The sequence below is a fragment of the Paenibacillus sp. H1-7 genome, assembly GCF_022354825.1.
Taxonomy (GTDB): domain Bacteria; phylum Bacillota; class Bacilli; order Paenibacillales; family NBRC-103111; genus Paenibacillus_S.
This window is the reverse complement of sequence record NZ_CP031168.1, coordinates 7,059,008-7,079,052: the sequence shown is the minus strand read 5'-3', so window position 1 is coordinate 7,079,052 and position 20,045 is coordinate 7,059,008. Positions and strand designations below refer to the sequence as shown.

Annotated in this window: 16 protein-coding genes; 14 read left to right on the top strand and 2 right to left on the bottom strand. The window is 49.4% G+C overall.

Annotated elements, in window-relative coordinates:
- The first annotated feature begins 49 nt into the window (after window positions 1-49).
- A complete protein-coding gene (locus DVH26_RS31085; RefSeq protein ID WP_239635550.1) occupies window positions 50-961 on the top strand; it encodes an AraC family transcriptional regulator in 912 nt (303 codons plus the stop codon).
- A gap of 106 nt (window positions 962-1,067) precedes the next feature.
- Entirely contained in the window at window positions 1,068-1,460 is a 393-nt protein-coding gene (locus tag DVH26_RS31080) for a VOC family protein (protein WP_239629090.1), read from the top strand.
- Between the two features lie 99 nt (window positions 1,461-1,559).
- Here the strand turns inward: DVH26_RS31080 and DVH26_RS31075 are convergent, their stop codons facing one another.
- Window positions 1,560-2,114 (bottom strand): glutathione peroxidase, encoded by a 555-nt coding sequence (locus tag DVH26_RS31075; RefSeq protein ID WP_239629089.1) that lies wholly within the window; start codon window positions 2,112-2,114, stop codon window positions 1,560-1,562.
- 107 nt (window positions 2,115-2,221) lie between these two features.
- Between DVH26_RS31075 and DVH26_RS31070 the strand changes: the two genes are divergently transcribed.
- The 8 genes from DVH26_RS31070 (at window position 2,222) to DVH26_RS31035 (ending at window position 13,030) form a co-directional block, all read left to right on the top strand.
- Window positions 2,222-2,860, top strand: a complete 639-nt coding sequence (locus tag DVH26_RS31070; RefSeq protein ID WP_239629088.1) for a Type 1 glutamine amidotransferase-like domain-containing protein — start codon at window positions 2,222-2,224, stop codon at window positions 2,858-2,860.
- 64 nt (window positions 2,861-2,924) lie between these two features.
- A complete protein-coding gene (locus DVH26_RS31065; protein WP_239629087.1) occupies window positions 2,925-3,368 on the top strand; it encodes a pentapeptide repeat-containing protein in 444 nt (147 codons plus the stop codon).
- 83 nt (window positions 3,369-3,451) lie between these two features.
- On the top strand, window positions 3,452-4,336 hold the full coding sequence (locus tag DVH26_RS31060) for an aminoglycoside 6-adenylyltransferase (protein WP_239629085.1): 885 nt from the start codon (window positions 3,452-3,454) through the stop codon (window positions 4,334-4,336).
- Window positions 4,337-4,679: 343 nt separating this feature from the next.
- On the top strand, window positions 4,680-5,483 hold the full coding sequence (locus DVH26_RS31055) for a class I SAM-dependent methyltransferase (protein ID WP_239629082.1): 804 nt from the start codon (window positions 4,680-4,682) through the stop codon (window positions 5,481-5,483).
- Window positions 5,484-6,070: 587 nt separating this feature from the next.
- The gene (locus tag DVH26_RS31050) at window positions 6,071-9,166 is read left to right on the top strand and encodes an efflux RND transporter permease subunit (RefSeq protein ID WP_239629080.1); all 3,096 of its coding nucleotides are present in this window, start codon (window positions 6,071-6,073) and stop codon (window positions 9,164-9,166) included.
- A gap of 225 nt (window positions 9,167-9,391) precedes the next feature.
- Entirely contained in the window at window positions 9,392-10,705 is a 1,314-nt protein-coding gene (locus DVH26_RS31045) for an ABC transporter substrate-binding protein (RefSeq protein WP_239629078.1), read from the top strand.
- A gap of 160 nt (window positions 10,706-10,865) precedes the next feature.
- Window positions 10,866-11,795, top strand: a complete 930-nt coding sequence (gene cysK / locus DVH26_RS31040) for a cysteine synthase A (protein ID WP_239629076.1) — start codon at window positions 10,866-10,868, stop codon at window positions 11,793-11,795.
- Window positions 11,796-12,019: 224 nt separating this feature from the next.
- The gene (locus DVH26_RS31035) at window positions 12,020-13,030 is read left to right on the top strand and encodes an ABC transporter substrate-binding protein (RefSeq protein WP_239629073.1); all 1,011 of its coding nucleotides are present in this window, start codon (window positions 12,020-12,022) and stop codon (window positions 13,028-13,030) included.
- A gap of 48 nt (window positions 13,031-13,078) precedes the next feature.
- On the opposite strand, the gene DVH26_RS31030 is transcribed toward DVH26_RS31035, so the two are convergent.
- The gene (locus DVH26_RS31030; RefSeq protein WP_239629070.1) at window positions 13,079-13,939 is read right to left on the bottom strand and encodes a helix-turn-helix transcriptional regulator; all 861 of its coding nucleotides are present in this window, start codon (window positions 13,937-13,939) and stop codon (window positions 13,079-13,081) included.
- Between the two features lie 227 nt (window positions 13,940-14,166).
- On the opposite strand from DVH26_RS31030, the gene DVH26_RS31025 reads away from it, so the two are divergent.
- The 4 genes from DVH26_RS31025 (at window position 14,167) to DVH26_RS31010 (ending at window position 20,045) form a co-directional block, all read left to right on the top strand.
- Window positions 14,167-15,342 carry an ATP-binding protein gene (locus DVH26_RS31025; RefSeq protein WP_239629068.1) on the top strand — a complete coding sequence of 392 codons (1,176 nt, stop codon included), beginning with the start codon at window positions 14,167-14,169 and terminating at the stop codon, window positions 15,340-15,342.
- Between the two features lie 288 nt (window positions 15,343-15,630).
- On the top strand, window positions 15,631-17,388 hold the full coding sequence (locus DVH26_RS31020) for a sensor histidine kinase (RefSeq protein ID WP_239629065.1): 1,758 nt from the start codon (window positions 15,631-15,633) through the stop codon (window positions 17,386-17,388).
- Window positions 17,389-17,397: 9 nt separating this feature from the next.
- Complete coding sequence (locus DVH26_RS31015) at window positions 17,398-18,207, top strand: response regulator transcription factor (RefSeq protein ID WP_481857562.1); 810 nt, start codon at window positions 17,398-17,400, stop codon at window positions 18,205-18,207.
- Between the two features lie 185 nt (window positions 18,208-18,392).
- Complete coding sequence (locus DVH26_RS31010; RefSeq protein ID WP_239629062.1) at window positions 18,393-20,045, top strand: extracellular solute-binding protein; 1,653 nt, start codon at window positions 18,393-18,395, stop codon at window positions 20,043-20,045.

Genomic DNA, 20,045 nt, shown 5'->3' with positions numbered 1-20,045 from the left:
AAAGATTATAGAGTTAGGATCATGAGCTGGATGAACGGGGGGAGAAATGATGGATGAATGGTCCGTTAAACGATCACAAGAATTGGTGCGCATAATCGAGCATTTCACAAAACATGACGGTACGCATGAGACGCAGATTCCCGCCTTGCGTTTTATTCGCACGTCCCGGTTATCCGAACCGGTCTATTCCGTCTATGAGCCGTCCTTGTGTATCGTGGCACAGGGCTCGAAGGTTGTCATATTGGGACAAGAGAGCTACCGGTATGATCCGAGCAGCTATTTAACAGCGTCCGTGCATTTGCCCATAACAGGACAAGTCATAGAGGCTGCACAGGCTGCTCCGTATTTGAGCCTACAATTACAATTTGATATGAACCAGATCCTCGATGTTATTCAAGCCTCCGAACCTGTATTAGCATCCCAACGCGACCCCGGACGAGGCCTGGTGGTAAGCCGGATGAGCGATACGCTGCTCGATGCCGTGCTGCGGCTTGTCAAGCTGCTGGAGGCGCCCCAGGATATTCCTGTGCTTGCGCCGTATGCCATCCGCGAAATCATTTACCGGGTTCTCCAAAATGAATCAAACGCTGCGCTTAAGCAGTTTGCTTTAATCGGCAGCCATGCTCAGAGGATAGCAAAGGTAGTTGAGCGGATGAACCGCGACTTCGCTTTCCCCTTACGGGTGGATGAATTGGCAGCGGAGGCTCGTATGAGTACCTCGTCCTTTTATGATTATTTCAAGGAAGTAACCGGGATGAGCCCGATACAATACCAAAAACAGATCAGACTGCAGGAGGCACGCCGGCTGCTCCTTACCGATACGATAGAAGCTGGCGAGGCGGCCTTTCGGGTGGGCTACGAGAGTCCCTCGCATTTCAGTCGTGAATATGCCCGTATGTTTGGTTTGCCCCCTATTAGAGACATCCAGCGCTTACGTGAAACGCTTACCTTAAAAGGATAATATTTACAAGCGAACAAATGTACGGTATGATAAGTGGAGAATTATTCATAATATTCCAATTTGGTGGGCTTTATTTGGGTGAAATTAGTGGAGGTGTGATAGCTTCATGTCCGAAACAGTCAAAGCAAGAATTGAAAATTCCCTGACAGTCCTGCTCGTTTCCGATTTGGAACAATCCAAGAAATATTACGAGGAAGCTTTGGGGTGTGAGGTGAATGAGCACTGGGCCATTCGAGATCATTTCGGTTTAGGCTTCAAATTAATTCAGGCTCAAAGTACGGATGATGTCAGGCCAAATAAGGGAACTTGGAATACATACGCATATGTGAGAAACCATGACGAGTTGGATGCTTTATTCGTTGAACTAAAAACCAACGGTGCCATCATCGACACCGAACCTAAGGTGACCGAGTACGATTGGGGGTCTTGGAAGGACTTTTCCATTCGAGACTTGGATGGCTATGTGACCGGCTTCGGTTCTGGAAATAAAAACGGATAACAAAGAGAGAGCAGAATAAAGAAACGAAGGCACCCGATCGTTGTGACCGGATGCCCTGACTATTAAGAATACTATCATTTCGACTGACCTCACCACAAATCAGCTGTTCAACTGCGCTTCAATACTACGCGAGAGCAAGTCCATTTCGTCGCTCGGCTCGAATCTTTCCACAACTTGTCCTTCTTTATTAATCAGGAATTTGGTGAAATTCCATTTGATCGAGTTCCCTGAGAGCCACTCCGGATTTTTCTCGGTGATCATCATTTTTAGCAGCTTGGCATTGATATTGGTTTCATCGAAGCCTTTGAATGGGGCTGCTTGTTTTAAGTAATCGAATAAAGGGTGTGCATGAAGACCGTTGACTTCGATCTTCGAGAAGATCGGAAATTTTACTCCATAATTGATTTGACAGAAGGCTTCCGCTTCCTGATTGGTGCCGGGCTCCTGTTCGCCGAATTGATTGCACGGAAACCCGATAAACTCTACGCCGGATGAGCTGTATTGATCGTAAAGTCGCTGCAGGTCGGCAAATTGCGGAGTATATGTACATTTGCTTGCTGTGTTGATGATCACAACGGGCTTTCCTTCGAATTCATATAATGGAATCCGGTTTCCATTCGATTTGCGCACTGTAAAATCATAAATAGTTGTCATGATGCCACCTCTTTTTATTTGCATTGAAAATAGTATAGACGGTTTGGTCTCAACCGTAAATGAAATACCGCCAAACTATTCCAGCAGCTAGAATCGGGGGTAGAAGCATGAGGAAAATGCTGCTAACCTCGGCCGGATTTACAACACCGCATATAACAGAAGCCTTCCTTCGCCTGTTGGATCAAAGCCCGCTGAAATCGACTGCCGTAATAATTACCACTGCTGCTGTCCAGTTAAGGTCCCAGGCCCGGCCGAATGTCAAAGCTAAACAAGCTTTGGAGAACATGGGGTTTCAAAGAGTAGATTTTTTGGACATTGAATTTGAGGATGCTGAACGGTTACGAGAGTATGACGTGATATGCTTGGGCGGCGGAAATCCTTTTTACCTGCTGCATCATCTTAGAGTAAGCGGATCGGACAGGATCATTGAAGAGCTCGGCAGCCAAGGCAAAGTTCTTATGGGAATCAGCGCGGGTACGCTTGCTTTAGGACCGGATATTCACATTGTCGACCACTTTACCCCTTATATGAATCAGGTTGGTTTAACCGATCTCACCGCGCTTCACTTGAATAATGAGATTGTCTTCCCTCATTACGGCAGAGAAGATAAATTCCCTCATGAGAAGAACATCGAAGAGAGAATACAAGATTTTGAAGCCAAGCAACAGTGTGAAGTCCAGCGAATCACCGATGTTGAGGCTATCTGTATCCATGGCGGGGTTACCTGCTTTATACCAAAGAACTGATGAGTCCAGCATGATTGCTAGAAAACAAGGTTCATATTCCTGAGAGAATGAGGTTGATGAAAAGATGGTGGAACAAATCATTGAAATTATCGATAAACGGGAACCAAAACAAAAGCTGCTGGTGAAAAATAGTAATATTTCAGAATCGGAATTTATCGACTGCAGAGCTGAACGTGTTACATTCCATGATATTTCCCTTCCTCATGTAAAAGTTACGTATGCCGATCTTAAGCACTGTTACTTTAACGATATGAACATGGTTAACGGGAAAATAAGCGACGCTAATTTAACGAATCTGGAAATTGACGGGGCTAATATTAGCGGAATCGCGATTCGTAATGCAGGGGCGGAGCAGCCGATTACTCTCCAAAATTTAAATATTCCTAACAGCGCCATTGTAGATTGTAATCTATCCAATGTAGATCTTATAAATTGCAATATTAAGGGACTAAAAATTAATGGTATCTTGATAGAAGAGCTCTTATTGAAAGCCGGGACTAACGAATAGGAAAAGCTATGGTACGGGAGGAGCGTGCTCTGCAGGCGGCTCCTTTTTGATTCGCGGCCAGTAAGATAGAGAGGTGAGCGGTCTTGAGAAGCGAGCAAGAGATGTTTGATTTAATTATAGGGACGGCTCAAGAGGATGAACGGATACGGGCTGTCTATATGAACGGCTCCAGAACCAATCCCCATGCCCCAAAGGATATGTTCCAGGATTATGATATTGTGTATGTCGTGACGGAAACGGCCTCTTTTATTAAAGATGAAGCGTGGATCCATCAATTTGGGGAGTTGCTAATGCTTCAGGAGCCGGATAAAAATGATTGGCTTACAGGTAAGACCATGAATTTTGACCAGTCTTACGGGTATTTGATGCTTTTTACCGACGGAAATCGGATCGACCTGCATATTGAAACGAAGGAATGTATGCTAGATGGCTATACCAAGGATAAGCTTACCGTTCCATTATTGGATAAGGACGGCTATCTGCCGGTTATACCCGATCCGACCGATATCGATTACCACGTCCGAAAGCCGGAGGAAGGGCAGTTTTTGAGCTGCTGCAACAATTTTTGGTGGTGCCAGCAAAACGTTGCAAAAGGAATTTGGCGGGACGAATTGCCTTATGCCAAGCAAATGTTTGAAGGCGTAATCAGGAAAACCCTTGATGAAATGGTTTCATGGTGGATTGGGACCCGGCATGATTTTCAGGTTTCCTCAGGAAAGATGGGGAAATATTTCAAAGCGTATCTTCCTCAAGCTTATTGGGAGATGTATAAACAAACCTATAGCGATGCCGGCTATGAACATCTGTGGGATGCAATATTCGTGTCCTGTACCTTGTTTCGGACCTTGGCGCAAGAGGGGGCCGAGTGTTTGGGCTACACTTATCCGATGGATGACGATACGAACATGACGGGGTATCTAAAGCAGGTAAGGAGCTTGCCACGGGATGCGAAGGGGATTTATGAGTAAAATATAAAGGATTTCGACATTCCACGCGAGCAGCCTATGCTACAATTGAAATATTAACCGTCGAAAAGTCGCTCCAGATTGTGATGGATGGAAGAATGGGCAGTGAGCATACTCATTTTCGTGAGGAGCCGTTGAGAATGAAGTTGAACTTTTTGCTGCAAGTGGTAATAAATGAGTCGAAGATCCGCGGGCATCGCGGATTTTTGTGTTTATGGGTTAACTAAAGAGCCCTCCTTCCTCAATGGTATGGAGTAAAGTATCAATATACATGATTTCCACCTTCCATTTTATAACAGATTATCGCATGATGGCTGTAGAGGCAATAATTATGGGGGGGAATCCTATGGAGAATTCTAAGAGTATCATTCAGGACAGCTGGAATGAGTGGTCCGACACATGGTATGTAAAATACAGAACGGATGAGGCGATTTCCAAAATTAGAAACCAGCCGGAATCGGTTTTTCATCCAGTGACATATGAGTTGATTAGAAAGGCGCTCCCGGATTTGCAGGGAAAACGCATTTGCGTTCCATCCAGCGGCGACAACCATGCTGTCTTTGCGTTTCATTTGATGGGCGTCCAAGTAACCTCGGTTGACATATCGGAGAGACAAGTGGAGAACGCCTCTGCAATTGCCCGCAAACAAAGATGGGAAATTGAATTTGAATGCGACGACACGATGAAACTGAGCAAAGTGAAAAGCAACGACTATGATTTCGTATATACATCGAATGGCGTCCATGTATGGATAAATGATTTGGAAGCGATGTACGCCCAAATCTACAGGATTTTGAAGAGCGGCGGCTCGTATATTATGTTTGACATTCATCCCTTTATGCGTCCTTTCGGGATGAGAACTGAGGGAAATTTGAAGGTGATCAAGCCATACGACGCTACAGGGCCTTTCGGAGATATCCCTACTTACAAATGGCGTATGCAGGACATATTGAACGCTGCCCTCTCATCCGGGTTAACCATCCGGCATTTGGAAGAAATGTATGCAGAGAACGGTTCGTTTTGGGTGGATGAATCAAGCGATGTCGCTGATACCAGGTCCAAGGAGGAGCTGGATGCGTTGTGCGATTGGAACATCAATCCTTTGGCTGCCATTCCGCAATGGCTCTCGTTCCATGCCGTGAAAAAGTAAGGAATACGGGAGCGAGCGCCTGCTGCTAACCCAGAGCAAAGCTGTCCGTCGGAAGGAACAACTTGAAGGAAGCCGCCGATAGTTCACCTCTCAACCATACCCATGCGGAATGCGGAAGGGGCACGTTGTAATAGCTGGAGAATTGTCTGGAAAAATAATGGATAGACGTATAGCCTAACTCCTCAGCAATAGCAGTCACGCAATAAGGTGCTGCTTATATAGAAGAGAGTAGGCTTTTTGCATTTTTAGCAAGGGAAAAGCAGGATTCCTTTCAATCTGATCGATAATGTGGCGGATCCGGAGGGCAACTGGGTACGGATGCTGTTTTAACTGATGAAACTGCAATATCCAGGCGCAGAGAAGGCTGCGCTCGATATGCTTGCGATAGGCCGGTTCCCGGTTATGGGAGCGGACGATTTGACCGAATAGCTCGATCAGATCCGGGGCATGAAACAGATCGGTTACCGTGAACAGCGAATCGAGCACGGGACACGCCTGAGTTTTTACATAATATCCCACGAAAAATGAAGGGGTAACGGAAATTGCGTCGTCTATATACTTAGCAATCTTATTGAAGGAGTATAAAAATGAACTCATTGACGCGCTTTTCCATGAAAAACATAGCGGCCGTTCTCATCCTGATCCTGCTGTTATTCGGCGGGGGAACCTATGCGGCTACCATTCTGAAGGCGGAATTGTTCCCGGAAATTTCCATTCCATACGTCGCAATCCAGACTCAGTACCAAGCTCCTCCCAAAGATATTTTGGAGCAAATCACCAAGCCGTTGGAAAAAGCAGTCGCGGGTCTCGGCGGGATCAAGAGCTTGCAATCGAATTCCAGCGATAATTTCTCGTCGATTGAAATTCAGCTGGAGCACGGGCAGGACACGGATAAAGCCAAAGCCGACGTCGAGGCGCTGATCGCCAACGTGAAGCTTCCGCAAGGTGCCGAAAGACCGAAGGTAATGACATTCGGCATGGCAGCCATTCCGGAGTATACGCTCGCGGTATACGGAAAAGACAACATGAACCAGCAGCAGCTCGACAGACTGTACAAGGATGTCTTCGAGCCCGGCTTCAGGACGATCAAGGGTGTGGACCACATCGATTCCATCGGGAACCAGGAGTCGGTACTGACGCTCAAGATCGACGGCAACGCGATCAACAGCTATCAGCTGATGCCGGCGGAGGTGGCCCAAGCCATTCAATCGGCTTTGCGTACGAGTCCTGTCGGTGCTGTCGATATGGACGGCAGCAACCAAATGGTTCGCGTGAAGAGTGACATTAACAGCATTTATACCCTGGAGAATATCAAGATCAATACGGCAGGCGGACAAACGCTGCTGCTCAATCAGGTAGCCAAGGTCGAAGCGATTACGGAGTCCAAATTCCTTTCCCGGCTGAACGGGCAGCCGGCTATCGGCGTCATATTGTACAAAACGAGCGGGACGAATTCGGTGGAATTCGCCGATAAAGCGGATGCCTTAATAGCCCAGTGGGAGAAGGCATATCCGAACGTCGCGTTCAAATCGATCGAAAAGAACGCCGATGTCGTAAAAGAATCGATCAGCGGAATGGTTAAGGAAGGAGCGCTTGGGGCGATTTTGGCCTCCATCATGATTCTCGTGTTTCTCAGAAACGTGCGCATGACCATAATCGTGCTCGTCTCCATTCCGTTGTCCATTCTCGTTACGCTGCTGATCATGGCTCCATTGGACATTACGCTCAACATTATGACCTTGGGCGGAATGGCGATTGCCGTAGGCCGCGTCGTCGACGACAGCATCGTCGTTATCGAGAATATATACAGCGAGCTGGTCAAAACCCAGGAGCGTGGGGAATCGGTGATTCTGAAGGCGACCTCTCAGGTGGCCTCCGCGATTACGTCCTCGACGCTGACGACCGTCGGAGTATTTGCGCCAATTGCCTTCGTCGGGGGCGAGCTCGGCGATTTGTTCCGGCCCTTCGCCATCACGCTGTCGGCGGCGCTGCTGTCGTCGCTCATCGTCGCCGTAACCGTCATCCCGATGCTGGCCAAACTGCTGGTGCTGCGCTCGGGCAAAATCAAGCATCACGACGAGCACCAGGTCGGCCGTGTATCTGCAAGCTACATGAAGGCGCTGCAATGGTCGCTGAACAACCGGAAGAAGAGCATGCTGCTGGCTTTTTTGGCCTTTGTTCTGGCGATTGCCGGCACCGTTCCGTTCCTCGCCTTCGAATTCATGCCAAGCAGCAACTCGGATAAGCAAATCTCGCTATCGGCCACCTTACCTCGGGATACTTCTTTCGAGACGACGGATCAAACCGTTAAGGCCATCGAAGCGATGATGCGTGAAACAAAGAACGGTGCAGGAGCACCGGCGTTCGACTACATCCAGTCGCTGATCGGGGTGGGAGGAGGCAGCGAGCGGGTTGCTTACCGGTTCCGTTTTAACGCTTCCGCAACCGATGGGACGGACGCCAAGGCGCTCGTTAATGATATGAAGGCGAAGTTTACCGAAATGCTGCCGAAAGGGACCGAGGTAAGAGGCAGCGTGGTCAGCCTCGGCGGAGGAGGTGGAGGAAGCGGCGTAGACTTCTCCTACATGCTGAGAGGCGACGACGTGGACTCGCTCATCAAGGCGGCCGAAGCGGTGAAAGAGAAGATGAAGGAAATACCCGAATTGCTCGATGTGGAAGACAGCCTGAGCGAGACGAAGAAGGAAGTGGAGATTGCGGTCGACCAGAACAAGGCCCGGATGTACGGCTTGTCCTCCGGCCAAATTATCGAGTCGATGTATGCCTGGCTGGCCGAGCAAAAAATTGGCGATTTGAAGTTCGATAACGTGACGTTCTCAACCAAGATCATGCTCGATACCAGCTTCAAAAATTCCGTCGACAAGATCGGAAGCTTCTTGATCCATACGCCGACGGGGAGCGTCATTAAGCTGAATGAAGTAGCGAAGGTGCGTCAGGTGGAAGGCCCGGCCTCGATTCCGCGAGATAATCAGGAGCAATTCGTACGGATTACGGCCAAAATCGATTCCAAGGATAAGGGCGGCGTCAGCGCCAAAGTGGCGCAGCTGCTGGAAACGATAGAGCTGCCGGACGGGGTTCATACGGAAGTGAAGGGCGCCGCGGAAGATATTGACAAGGAATTCCGCAACATGTTCTTCGCCATGGCTGTCTCGGTCTTTATTGTGTATTTGATTATGGTGCTTGCCTTCGGCAATGCGAGCGCGCCGTTCGCGATCTTGTTCTCGCTGCCGCTTGCCGCTATAGGAGGGCTGCTGGGGCTGCTTGTGACCGGCGAGTCGCTCAACCTGACCTCGTTGATCGGATTCCTGATGCTGATCGGCGTCGTAGTGACCAACGCGATCGTTCTAATAGACCGGGTGCAGCAGCTCCGGGAGGCGGGCCATTCGGTCAGGGACGCCTTGCTGGAGGCAGGCCAGACACGGCTTCGTCCGATCATCATGACGGCGGGGGCGACGGTCATCGCGCTGATGCCGCTTGCTCTCGGACTGTCCAAAGGAACGATCATCTCCAAAGGGCTGGCGGTCGTTGTTATCGGCGGCTTGACCACCTCAACGCTGCTTACGCTGCTGGTCGTTCCGATCGTGTATGAGATGATCGAGAATATGAAGCTGAGAACCGGACGTATGCTTTCGCGTAAAGCAAAGGACGTCACAACAACCTCATAAAAGACATAGAACCTCTTGCCGGGTAACGGAAGGGGTTCTATTTTTGTTGTCTGCTTCCTATTAGGGAAGTTAATATTCTCCATACTCAAGGGAGATATCCTCCATACTCTTTCACGATGACAAAAGTTAATATGAGGACATGGAGCGGCAGTGGCAGCTAACCTAACTTGTAATCGTCTACATTTTTAATCCATTGGCTATGCAGGCCGGATAACGGAGGAACGTATGATTAACAAAAGAAAGCATGTATTGGTGTCCGCATTAATTCTTAGTACTTTGATGGCAGGGTGCAGCTCGAAGCAAGCATCCGCACCGGCTGATGCCGAGCAAACTCCCAAACCGTTTACGGAGCCGGTTACCTTGACGATGTTTCAGCAGTTTACCGAACCGGAAATTATTATAAACAAGCATATTTTAGAAGCGGTTAAAAAGAAATTTCCGAACGTGACGCTGGAAATTATCAAGAGCGGGAAGGGGACTACCGTCGAGGATTTGCTGGCTTCCGGCCAATTCCCGGACATGATTTACTCCAGTAACCCTTCGATCAGCAATTCTTATGTCAAGCTGGGTCTTGTAGAAGACTTAACGAGTTATGTTAAAAAGTACAACATAGACCTGAGCAAATACAACAGCTCCTTGATCGACGCGATTAAACTGCAAGCTCCAAACGGTGAATTGTATGCGCTTCCGCATTATGACAACAGCATGAATGTCACTTACTACAACAAAGATATTTTCGATAAATTCGGTGTTCCTTATCCTAAGGACGGCATGGTGTGGGAGGAGTATCTTGAATTGCACCGCAAGCTGACCCGTGTAGCGGACGGGGTACAGTACCAGGGGATGGACCCTCAGACGTTCCGTCACGGACATCCGGGCTATAGCTTCATTGCTCCAGGAACGACTGACGTATCCGATTTGCTGAACGATAAATGGATAGCGCATTTCAAGCTGGCCGCAGCTTTTTACAAGGTGCCGGGAGCGGAGTGGAAAGAGGGCAAGAAAAGCTGGAACGACCAGTTTTTCAAAGACCGGACGACAGCCATGTTCGCTTACCGCGATTATATAAGCTACTTCGAGGACTTGGAGAAGAACGGAACTCCGATGAACTGGGATATGGCATCGTTTCCGAGCCATAAAGACAGTCCGGGCATCGGAAGCGGAACGGATTCCCACAATTTCTCCATCTCCACTACGAGCAAGCATAAGGAGGAGGCTTTCCAGGTTATCGCCTATTTGCTGTCCAAAGAAGCGCAGATGGAGATGGTCAAGGACGGCAAGCTATCTCCGTTGACGGACCAGGACTTGAAGGATAACTTCGGGAAAAACCTAGCCATCCTGAAGGGCAAAAACATTCAGGCGATATTCAAAACAAAGCCTTCGCAGCCTGAGACATTAAATCCACTTACAACGCATGTAACGACTCAAGTAAACAAGGCTTTCAAGGAATTCGAGAAGGGCAACGACGACGTCGTCACCTTGCTGCGGCAGGCGAATGAAGAGGCAACGAAGGCGATCGAAGCCGAGAAAAAGAAGTAAGGATGCAGCTAATGCAGCCTTAACTATGTCAAAGAAGACCCGGGTATGTCCGCCCGGGTTTTATTTTCTATCCATTGGTCAATTTTACTTTCTGTCTTTTTGGTGATAAGATTTTGTGTATGCAATTATCTAGTTAATGAAAGACAGCGGAGGTTCGCGCATGACTAATATAGCCAAAAATTTGACCGATCTGATAGGAAATACCCCTCTGCTGGAGCTTGCCAAATATAATGAGCTCCACAGCCTCGAGGCGACTTTGATTGCCAAGCTCGAGTATTTCAACCCTGCCGGCTCCGTGAAGGACCGGATCGGATATGCAATGATTAAAGATGCGGAAGACCGCGGCCTCATCACCAAGGGCGCCACTATCATCGAGCCGACCAGCGGCAATACCGGGATCGGGCTCGCCTTCTCCGCCGTAGCGCTAGGCTACAAGCTGATCATCACGCTGCCGGAATCGTACAGCATCGAGCGCAGGAAGATTTTGCAGGCGCTTGGAGCGGAGCTGGTGCTCACACCGGCGACGGAAGGGATGTCCGGCGCGATGCGCAAGGCGGAGGAGCTTGCCGCAGAAATTCCGAACTCCTTTATCCCGCAGCAATTCGACAATCCGTCCAACCCGCAAATCCATCGCGTGACGACCGCCGAAGAAATATGGCGCGATACGGACGGGAACGTGGATATTTTCGTCAGCGGCGTCGGAACCGGCGGGACGATTACCGGCGTCGGAGAAATCTTGAAGCAGCGCAAGCCGTCCGTACAAATCATAGCGGTCGAGCCGTCTGATTCCCCGGTGCTGTCCGGAGGCAAACGGGGACCTCACCAGATTCAGGGACTTGGCGCCGGCTTCGTGCCAAGCGTGCTCAATTCATCCGTGATCGATGAGATCGTAACTGTGAAGGATGCAGACGCATTCCATACAACCCGGGAGCTGGCGAAGACGGAAGGTCTGCTCGTAGGCATTTCCTCGGGCGCCGCGACTTTTGCTGCAATGCAGATCGCCCGCCGTCCCGAGAATAAAGGCAAACGAATCGTTATCATCATGCCGGACAATGGTGAACGGTATTTGTCGACACCGCTGTTCGACTAATCCGGTTTGAGTCAGATATCTTGTTTTTTCTCCATTTTGACCCCGTAAGGGGTCTTTTTGTCGTTGCAGCAGCGGGCAAACATAAAGATCGTACCGGCGGCAGGAAATAACAGGAAAGAGTGAAAAATTCATTGACAACACGTCACGCTTCAAGTACTATTATCGTTGTTAATGAGAATCATTATCAAAAGAGATTTTATTTCATCGGGAGGTCAATAGACATAATGTATCCAAACAAATCCATAACCGTGAAATCAGCGGCGCTGCTCGCCGTTATTTTAATGATGTCCGTCTTTTTGGCAGCTTGCGGAGGCGGCCAACAAGCACCTCAGCAAAGCTCCACCGGCACGGATTCGAAGACGAATGCAGGCGCACCGGCAGCCGATGCACCTCGCAAAATCAAGCACGCGATGGGCGAAACCGACGTTCCTGCGAAGCCTCAGAAGGTTATCATTTTGACGAACGAAGGTACAGAAGCCGTGCTCGCGCTTGGCATTAAGCCAGTCGGCGCTGTAGAATCGTTCACAGGCAAGCCTTGGTTTGAACACATCAAAGCCGAAATGCAAGGCGTTACCTCGGTTGGTACAGAATCGCAGCCGAACCTCGAATTGATCGCTTCGCTGAAGCCGGATCTGATCATCGGCAACAAGATGCGTCACGAGAAAATTTACGACCAATTGAAGGCTATTGCTCCAACGGTATTTGCAGAGACATTGCGCGGCGAATGGAAGAACAACTTCCAGCTGTACGCCGACGCGTTGAACAAGAAAAAAGAAGGCGAGCAAGTCATTGCAGCATTCGATAAGCGCATTGAAGATTTCAAGAGCAAAGCGGGCGACAAGCTGAAGGAGAAAGTAGCGGTAGTTCGTTTTATGGGCGGCAAAACAAGATTTTACTACGGCGACATGTTTAGCGGCGTCATCTTCAAGCAGATCGGCTTCCCGCGCTCCGATCCGAAGAGCGACGAGAAGGCGTTCGAAGACATTACGAAAGAGCGTTTGCCTGAGCTCGACGCTGCAGATCGGGTGTTCTACTTCACTTATGAGACCGGGGACGGCAAAGGAACTCAGCAAGAGCAAGAATGGATGAACGATCCGTTGTGGAAAAACCTCAAGGTTGTGAAAAACAACAAGCTGGTCAAAGTTAACGACACAACATGGAATACGGCAGGGGGCGTAAAAGCAGCCAACCTGATGCTTGATGACTTGTACAAAATTTATGACGTAAAGCCTTAATATTCGTAGGTTTATCGCCAAAGGTGATAAAAAGCCGGCGGTTCCTGACTAGGAGCCGTCGGCTTTTTCCATGCTGCTTTCGTTTCGGTGAAGCACTCTGTACTTGCTTGGAGAGAGGGAAGTAGACTGCCTGAATATTTTGGAGAAATAAAAACGGTCCAACCCGATATCTTTGGCGATCTGCTCAATGGAGCGATCCGTATCGATAAGCAGCCTTTTCGCATTCTCGATCCGTACTTTGCTAATATATTGAATGGGCGACATCTTGAACATGGTCCGGAAGTAGCGGATAAAATAGTTCGGGTTGTAATGAAAGACGCCGGCCAGCTTTTCTAGTGTAAGCGGTTCCGCAATATGGTCTTCAATATATTGAAGAATTTGATTCGACGGGGATGGGGACGAGCTCAGAAGACCGACGGAACCGGCAGGCGCATGCTCCAAATAGTAGGTGAGAATCTCCATCAGGTAAATCCTTGTTTTTAACGGAGCCGTCAAATCGGTTCTCGAAAGGTAGGCATCCATCAGCTTTTTGAACAGCCCCGATATATATTCCGTATCCTGTACCGAGATGCAAAAAGGGAAGTGGATCAGCTGGGACAGGTGAAGGTTGTTTATTTTCGCGGAGAAATGAAACCAATGCTTAAGGAACCGGTTGGGACTAATATTGGAATAGGTGAGAAGGGTATCGGCCGGCAGCAGCATCAGCTGTCCCGGAACGGGGTAAAATTCTTCATCGTTCACCCTCACCCAGCCTTCGCCGTCCACAATGTAATAAAACCGGAAATAATCGTCTTTGCGCAGCGGTCTGCCCCATTGTCTATGCACCCTATGAGCATAATTGGCTGTGATCAGTTTTACTTGCAAGGAATCCAGATAGCTTCGTATGACTTCCATTTGGCTAAGATCCATGTGACAAATCGCTCCTTCCCGATAGTAGTAGTATAGCACAATTTGCCGAAAAAACGCGTAAAACATGGGCTGCGCTTCCGTCTGTGTACCATTTTGGCAGTTGTAAATAATAAGTTTGATATAAAATGTAAGCGAATCCATAAATAGAGTGTCGTAAGCTCTCATTATAAAGTTTATTATGATATAATATAAAACGAACTGAGATTGCTAGTTAGCGGGGTTAAGGTATGCTTAAGAAATTCAGCGACCAAGAGATGATCGTCTTGTATTCCAAATGCATCAATGAACAATTGGGCAACGATTTCCGGGATATGATAGAGCATGAACTGCAGCAGAGGAAGCTTATCCCCACTGCTAATCAGGAGTTGATTTCTTTGACCTTCGGTAAATCCAATCTGGACTTTTATCAGCTGGTGAAATATTCCCTCGATAGCTGTTTTGTGCTTCAAGACCATAAAGTCATTTATATTAATCAGGCCGGCTTCGATTTGCTCGGTTTTAAATATCCGGAGCAAGTGATCGGCGAAAGCTTTTACCGCTTCTTACATCCAGACCACCACGAGCTTTTGGCTGCACAGCTTGAAATGGTGCTGAAGGGCGAAGTGTCGGGGCTGACGGAGCAGCGAATGGTAAAGAGCGACGGCGAACTGATCGACGTCGAAATATTGGCGGCGCCTTATGTGTCGGAGAACCAGAAGCTTACACAGATCATCGTGAGAAACATTACGGAGCGGAAGCTGACTGAGCGCAGGCTGCACAACCTGGAGAAGCTGTCCGCGATCGGCCAAATGGCTGCAGGTATCGCTCATGAAGTAAGAAATCCGTTGACCGCCGTCAAGGGCTTCGTCCAACTGCTCGAGAAAGAGATCCATCACACCTATCTTCCGATCATTGTCGAAGAGCTCGATAACGCTATCAAAACGTTGAACAATTTGCTGCAAGTATCCAAGCCTGATCTTAATGACGAACCGGATGTGACCATCAATCTGTGCTCGGAGCTGGAGTCGGTCATTTTCCTGTTCCAGGAGAAGCTGTATAAGGTTGCGGTAAACAAGCATTTCAAAGATACCGATATGGAAATCAAAGGCAAGAGGAATTTAATGTTGAAGGCGTTTTTCAATTTGTTCAAGAACGCCATTGAAGCGATAGACGGCAAAGGCGAGATTACGATCGAGCACTTTTACAAAAACGATATGATTCATATTAAAATAAGAGATACGGGCAAGGGCATTCCGGCATCCAAAATCAGATTGCTGGGAACCCCTTTTTTTACAACGAAGGACGATGGGATCGGGATGGGCTTGACTCAAGTATTCACAACGATCCATGAGCACGGCGGCCACATCCATGTGGAGAGCGAGGAGGGCAAAGGGACCGAGTTCCATATTCAGCTTCCACGGTAATCCGTTAGTGCAGGTCCGATCGCTTCAAAGCACGTATCAAAGCATAATATAGATCAAGGCTTGCTCGGACAGAAGATTCCGCTGCAGGCCTTTTCCATCTGGTTCGAAGATTAAGCGCTTTACCTAAACTTAATACTCATTTAACAGGAATCGATTGTAACGATTTTTGACCGAAGATATAATGTAAAGTTGTAGGAAACAGGATCGGGCTCTCCAAATATAATATAGGTAATGTAAGCGCTTTATAACAAAATGCCACAATCGTCAGGAAAGCGAGGCGGTACGATCATGCTGCGACTTCGACGTGCCTATTCCAAGCCGTATTCATTGAAATACAGGCTTATCGCCATTTTAATCCTCAGCTCTTTAACCCCGCTCATCCTCATCGGGAGCATTTCTTATTTCTCCATGTACGCCATCCTGCAAAATAAAGCCGAGGGCGGTATTAAAAGCAACCTGCATCAGGTGCGCTTATCGCTGGAGGACATGCTGGGCCAGTTAAACCATACCTCACAGCAGCTTGCCTTTGACGGGAGAGTGGGGAAAAGCCTGGAAACCTACCTGTCGGCCGATTTGTACGAAAAGAAACGATTGAACGACGAAATCCGCAGCCAGCTGGGCTTGATTCATTTTACGAATCCGACGCTGGGGCTTATGTTTTACTATTTTGCTAACGACAACCAGAGGCTGTTCGAAAATTTCAACGTCCGCGAGGATAGCGACATAAGGAGGCTGCCGGTGCTGATCGATTTCGGCAAAATCGTCTATTTCGGCCCGCACCGTTCCTTAAATCCGATTGACGGAAACCAGGTGCTCTCTACGCTGCGCAAGGTCGAGCTGCCCGACCGGGACGATGTGTATGTATACATAGAAACGAACTTCAAATTGGCGGAGAGCGTGCTGAAGGATTCCGATCAATTCGGCGGCAATCTGATCCACCTCATTGTCGATCCGAAAGGGAAGGTGGTCTACAGCGAAAATACGATCGATTTTCCTATAGGCAGCTTTCGGGATGAGGCGACGATAGAAGGGGAGTCCGGGGCATATCGCCTGTTTGAGGAGAGAAGCAACCAAACATGGAAGGTTGTAGCGGCGGTGCCCAAGTCGGTGTATAACCAGGAAATCAACCGTTGGATCGGACAGTTCGGGCTATTTGCCGTTCTGACGCTTGCGGCAAGCTGCTTGCTCGCCGTCTTAATCTGGAGATCGGTATACCGGCCGCTTAACGCGCTGAATGCGGATATTCGCAATGTGAAGCACAATCACGATGATTTTACGACAAGACAGTCGAACATTACGGAATTTGCCGTCATTTACCGGGAGTTCGCCGACATGAGGAGGCGCATCTTCGAGCTGATCCATGAGGTGGAGCAGAAGGAGAAGAGCAAAGCTCTGCTCGAGGTGGAGAAGCTGATGACGCAGATCAATCCGCATTTCATCCACAATACGCTGGATACGGTTCGCTGGCTCGCGCGCGCCAACGGGCAGAAGGATATCGACCGCCTCGTCTCGATGCTGAACAAGGTGCTGTATTACAATCTGGGTAAAGGCGGCCCGGCCCGCATCTCCGATGAAATCGAGGCGCTCAAGCAGTATGTCGAGCTGCAGGGAGTCCGGTACCATGTTCAGTTCGAGGTGAAAATCCATGCCGACGCCAAGGCGCTGGAGCTGCCGGTCCCGAGGTTTATATTGCAGCCGCTCGTCGAGAATGCGCTGTACCACGGCTTGGAGGAGCAAGGGGTTATCGAGGTCGCCGTGATTGAAGACGGGAGCACCCATGTCATTATTGAGGTGAAGGACAACGGAGAAGGCATGACGCAGGAGGAGATCGATAGGCTGCTAAGCGGCTATACGGCCCCGGATAGGGCCAAATCCGGCATGGGGATCGGTCTGCAGTACGTGTATCGGATGCTCAAATTCCAATTCGGCTCGGAAGCGAGCCTGCATATATACAGCACGGTCGGAGCAGGGACGACCATCGTCCTTCGTCTGCCGATCGGCGAACCGGTGCCCGCTGTGCCCGCCATGTTAAAGTCCATCAGTTAGGGAGGGGTCATGATGAAAAAAGTGCTGATAGTTGACGACGATCATTTGGTACGCAGAGGCTTTATTTCGATGATGCCATGGAGAGAGTATCATTTGGAGGTGGTTGGGGAAGCGGGGAACGGAAGAAAGGCGCTGGAGTTTCTTGACAGCCATCCGGTCGATTTATTAATAACCGACCTCGCCATGCCTCTGATGACGGGGATTGAATTGATGCGCACCGTCAAAGAGCGGTATCGGCACATTTCCATGGTGGTGCTGACGTTTCATCAGGATTTCGAATGGATTCAGGAGGCTCTCCGCTTAGGCGCCATCGATTACATTACGAAGGTGGAGCTTGAGCACGAGCAGATGGACGAGGTATTAAGACGCATCGTCAGCAAGATGAAGGAACACGAGGTTCCGTTGGAGCGTCCGTCAGCGGAACGCTTCGAGGAGACCCGCGGCAGCATGGAGGAAACGGGGAGCTATTCGCCCGAGGTTCAGGCGTGCATCGCCAAAGCGGTTCACATTATCCATCAGGAGCTGGAGGAAGAGCTGCACTTGCCGGAGGTGGCGAGGAGGGTGAACATGAGCCGCAGCTACTTCAGCCGGTGCTTTCGCGATATTGTCGGCAGAACGTTCAATGAATATATCCGCGAGCTGAGAGTGAACCGCGCCAAGGAGCTGCTCAGCCGGACGGAGAAAACGATCCAATGGATCGCTACGCAATCCGGATATCCGAACGAGAAATATTTTGGTAAGGTGTTCCGCGAAATGACGGGGATGCTGCCGAGCGAGTTCCGGAAAATCGAAGGCGGTGTCACAAATCGTCTTCAATAAAGTATATTTTCGTCTTCAAATGTTGTCTAGACATCTTAACTTAAGACGATTTGAGCCTAATCGCAAGACGCTTCCTGACCCGCACGCCGCTGCATTACTTTAAGATGAAATCGTAGAGAATCGCATCTTCACGCAAATGCTTAGCAGGACCATGGTTTATACCGCAATCTCTAGGGAGGGGAAGTATGAAACAGAAACAAGCATGGCTGATGTTGGCGGCGTTTACGGTATTGTTGTCGGCATGTTCGGGCAATAACGAAGGGGCGTCGGGCAAGCAGGGAGACGGGCAGGGCACGGTGGCAACGGGAGTGAAGGCGGATCCGTTCCGGATCTCGAGTCCGATCGAGGTTACTACGTTCAAGAGTGTCAGCGCAGGTGCGAAGCTGCCGGCGGGCGATACGGTGGAAAGCAACCAGTATATGAAGTATATCGCCGATAAGACGAATATTAATTTCAAAATTTTATGGTACGCCTCCGGTCCCGATTACGATCAGAAAATGAAGCTGGCCGTAGCGAGCAACGATCTTCCGGATATGATGATTGTTAATGAGCAGATGTTTCTTTCGCTGGCTGAAGCAAATCAGATCGAGGATTTGAGCAAGGTATATGAGCAGTATGCTTCTCCGCTGACGAAGGAGCTGTACGCTTCGACCGGCAACAAGGCGCTGGAGAAAGCGACTTACAAAGGGAAGCTGATGGGCATCCCGAATATTAGCGTGCAGGCGGACGCAGCCAGCATGGCTTGGATCCGCAAGGATTGGATGGATAAGCTCGGATTACAGCCTCCCAAAACGGTCGACGACGTGATCTCGATAGCCAAAGCTTTCGTGGAACGGGATCCGGACGGCAACGGCAAAGCGGATACGATCGGACTCGCGGGTTCCGAAGGCTCGCTGTCCGTACCGTTCAAGGCGCAGCGGATCGATTTCAAAGGCTTCTTCCAGGCGTTCAACGCGTACCCGTCCAACTGGATCAAGGACAGCTCCGGCAAAGTGGTCTATGCCTCTACGCTGCCGGAAACGAAGCAGGCACTCGGCAAGCTGAGAGAGATGTATGCCTCCGGCCTGATCGATAAGGAGTTTGCGCTGCGCAAAGATCCGAATCAGGTCGTCATCGGCGGCAAGGCCGGAATTTTCTTCGGTCCGTGGTGGTCTGGAGGTCTGATTGCCGACGCGATCAAGAACGACCCTAAGGTCGATTTCGTGCCGTACCTGATTCCGGATGCCAAAGGAACGGTCAACACCCTCATGCTCCCGGTAAGCAACCTGTACATTGTGGTGAAAAAAGGAATGAAGCACCCGGAAGCCGCCATGGTGTACGCGAATACGTTCATAGCCGCCCAAAGGAAGGCCGATCCGGATGCCCTGAAGCTGGACTTCACGGTTAGTGCAGAGTACTGGCCGATCGGCAATGCTACCTACGATTATGCGGATGCGGTGGAACGCAAGTCCGATACGTTGAAGAAAGCGTTGAACGGGCAGACGAAGCCGGAAGAGCTAAGTCCGGAAATGAAGGAATTGTATGACAAGGCGATGCGCGATAAGGCGAATCCGAAGGCCGATCTGAAGGACTGGTCCGGCTATTACGGGTATACGGCCCCTGCCGATTTGCTGAAATCGAACATGAATAAAATTTACAGCGAGTACACCGCCGTTACCAAGACGATGGAGCGCAAATGGGCGAACCTGCAAAAGCTGGAGAAGGAAACCTTTTTCAAAATTGTAATGGGAGAGCAGCCTCTAGATGCTTTCGATACGTTCGTTACCGACTGGAAGGCGCAGGGCGGAGACGAAATTACGAAAGAGGTTGCCGACGAAATCGCGAAGGTGAAAAAGTAG

Excerpts from the sequence above, each read along its gene's own strand:
- DVH26_RS31075 (WP_239629089.1), bottom strand. The coding sequence starts at position 2,114 with ATGACAACTATTTATGATTTTACAGTGCGCAAATCGAATGGAAACCGG.
- DVH26_RS31015 (WP_481857562.1), top strand. The coding sequence starts at position 17,398 with ATGATGAAAAAAGTGCTGATAGTTGACGACGATCATTTGGTACGCAGA.
- DVH26_RS31070 (WP_239629088.1), top strand. The coding sequence starts at position 2,222 with ATGAGGAAAATGCTGCTAACCTCGGCCGGATTTACAACACCGCATATA.
- DVH26_RS31035 (WP_239629073.1), top strand. The coding sequence starts at position 12,020 with ATGTATCCAAACAAATCCATAACCGTGAAATCAGCGGCGCTGCTCGCC.
- DVH26_RS31080 (WP_239629090.1), top strand. The coding sequence starts at position 1,068 with ATGTCCGAAACAGTCAAAGCAAGAATTGAAAATTCCCTGACAGTCCTG.
- DVH26_RS31025 (WP_239629068.1), top strand. The coding sequence starts at position 14,167 with ATGCTTAAGAAATTCAGCGACCAAGAGATGATCGTCTTGTATTCCAAA.
- DVH26_RS31010 (WP_239629062.1), top strand. The coding sequence starts at position 18,393 with ATGAAACAGAAACAAGCATGGCTGATGTTGGCGGCGTTTACGGTATTG.
- DVH26_RS31055 (WP_239629082.1), top strand. The coding sequence starts at position 4,680 with ATGGAGAATTCTAAGAGTATCATTCAGGACAGCTGGAATGAGTGGTCC.
- DVH26_RS31020 (WP_239629065.1), top strand. The coding sequence starts at position 15,631 with ATGCTGCGACTTCGACGTGCCTATTCCAAGCCGTATTCATTGAAATAC.
- cysK (WP_239629076.1), top strand. The coding sequence starts at position 10,866 with ATGACTAATATAGCCAAAAATTTGACCGATCTGATAGGAAATACCCCT.
- DVH26_RS31085 (WP_239635550.1), top strand. The coding sequence starts at position 50 with ATGGATGAATGGTCCGTTAAACGATCACAAGAATTGGTGCGCATAATC.
- DVH26_RS31045 (WP_239629078.1), top strand. The coding sequence starts at position 9,392 with ATGATTAACAAAAGAAAGCATGTATTGGTGTCCGCATTAATTCTTAGT.
- DVH26_RS31030 (WP_239629070.1), bottom strand. The coding sequence starts at position 13,939 with ATGGATCTTAGCCAAATGGAAGTCATACGAAGCTATCTGGATTCCTTG.
- DVH26_RS31050 (WP_239629080.1), top strand. The coding sequence starts at position 6,071 with ATGAACTCATTGACGCGCTTTTCCATGAAAAACATAGCGGCCGTTCTC.
- DVH26_RS31065 (WP_239629087.1), top strand. The coding sequence starts at position 2,925 with ATGGTGGAACAAATCATTGAAATTATCGATAAACGGGAACCAAAACAA.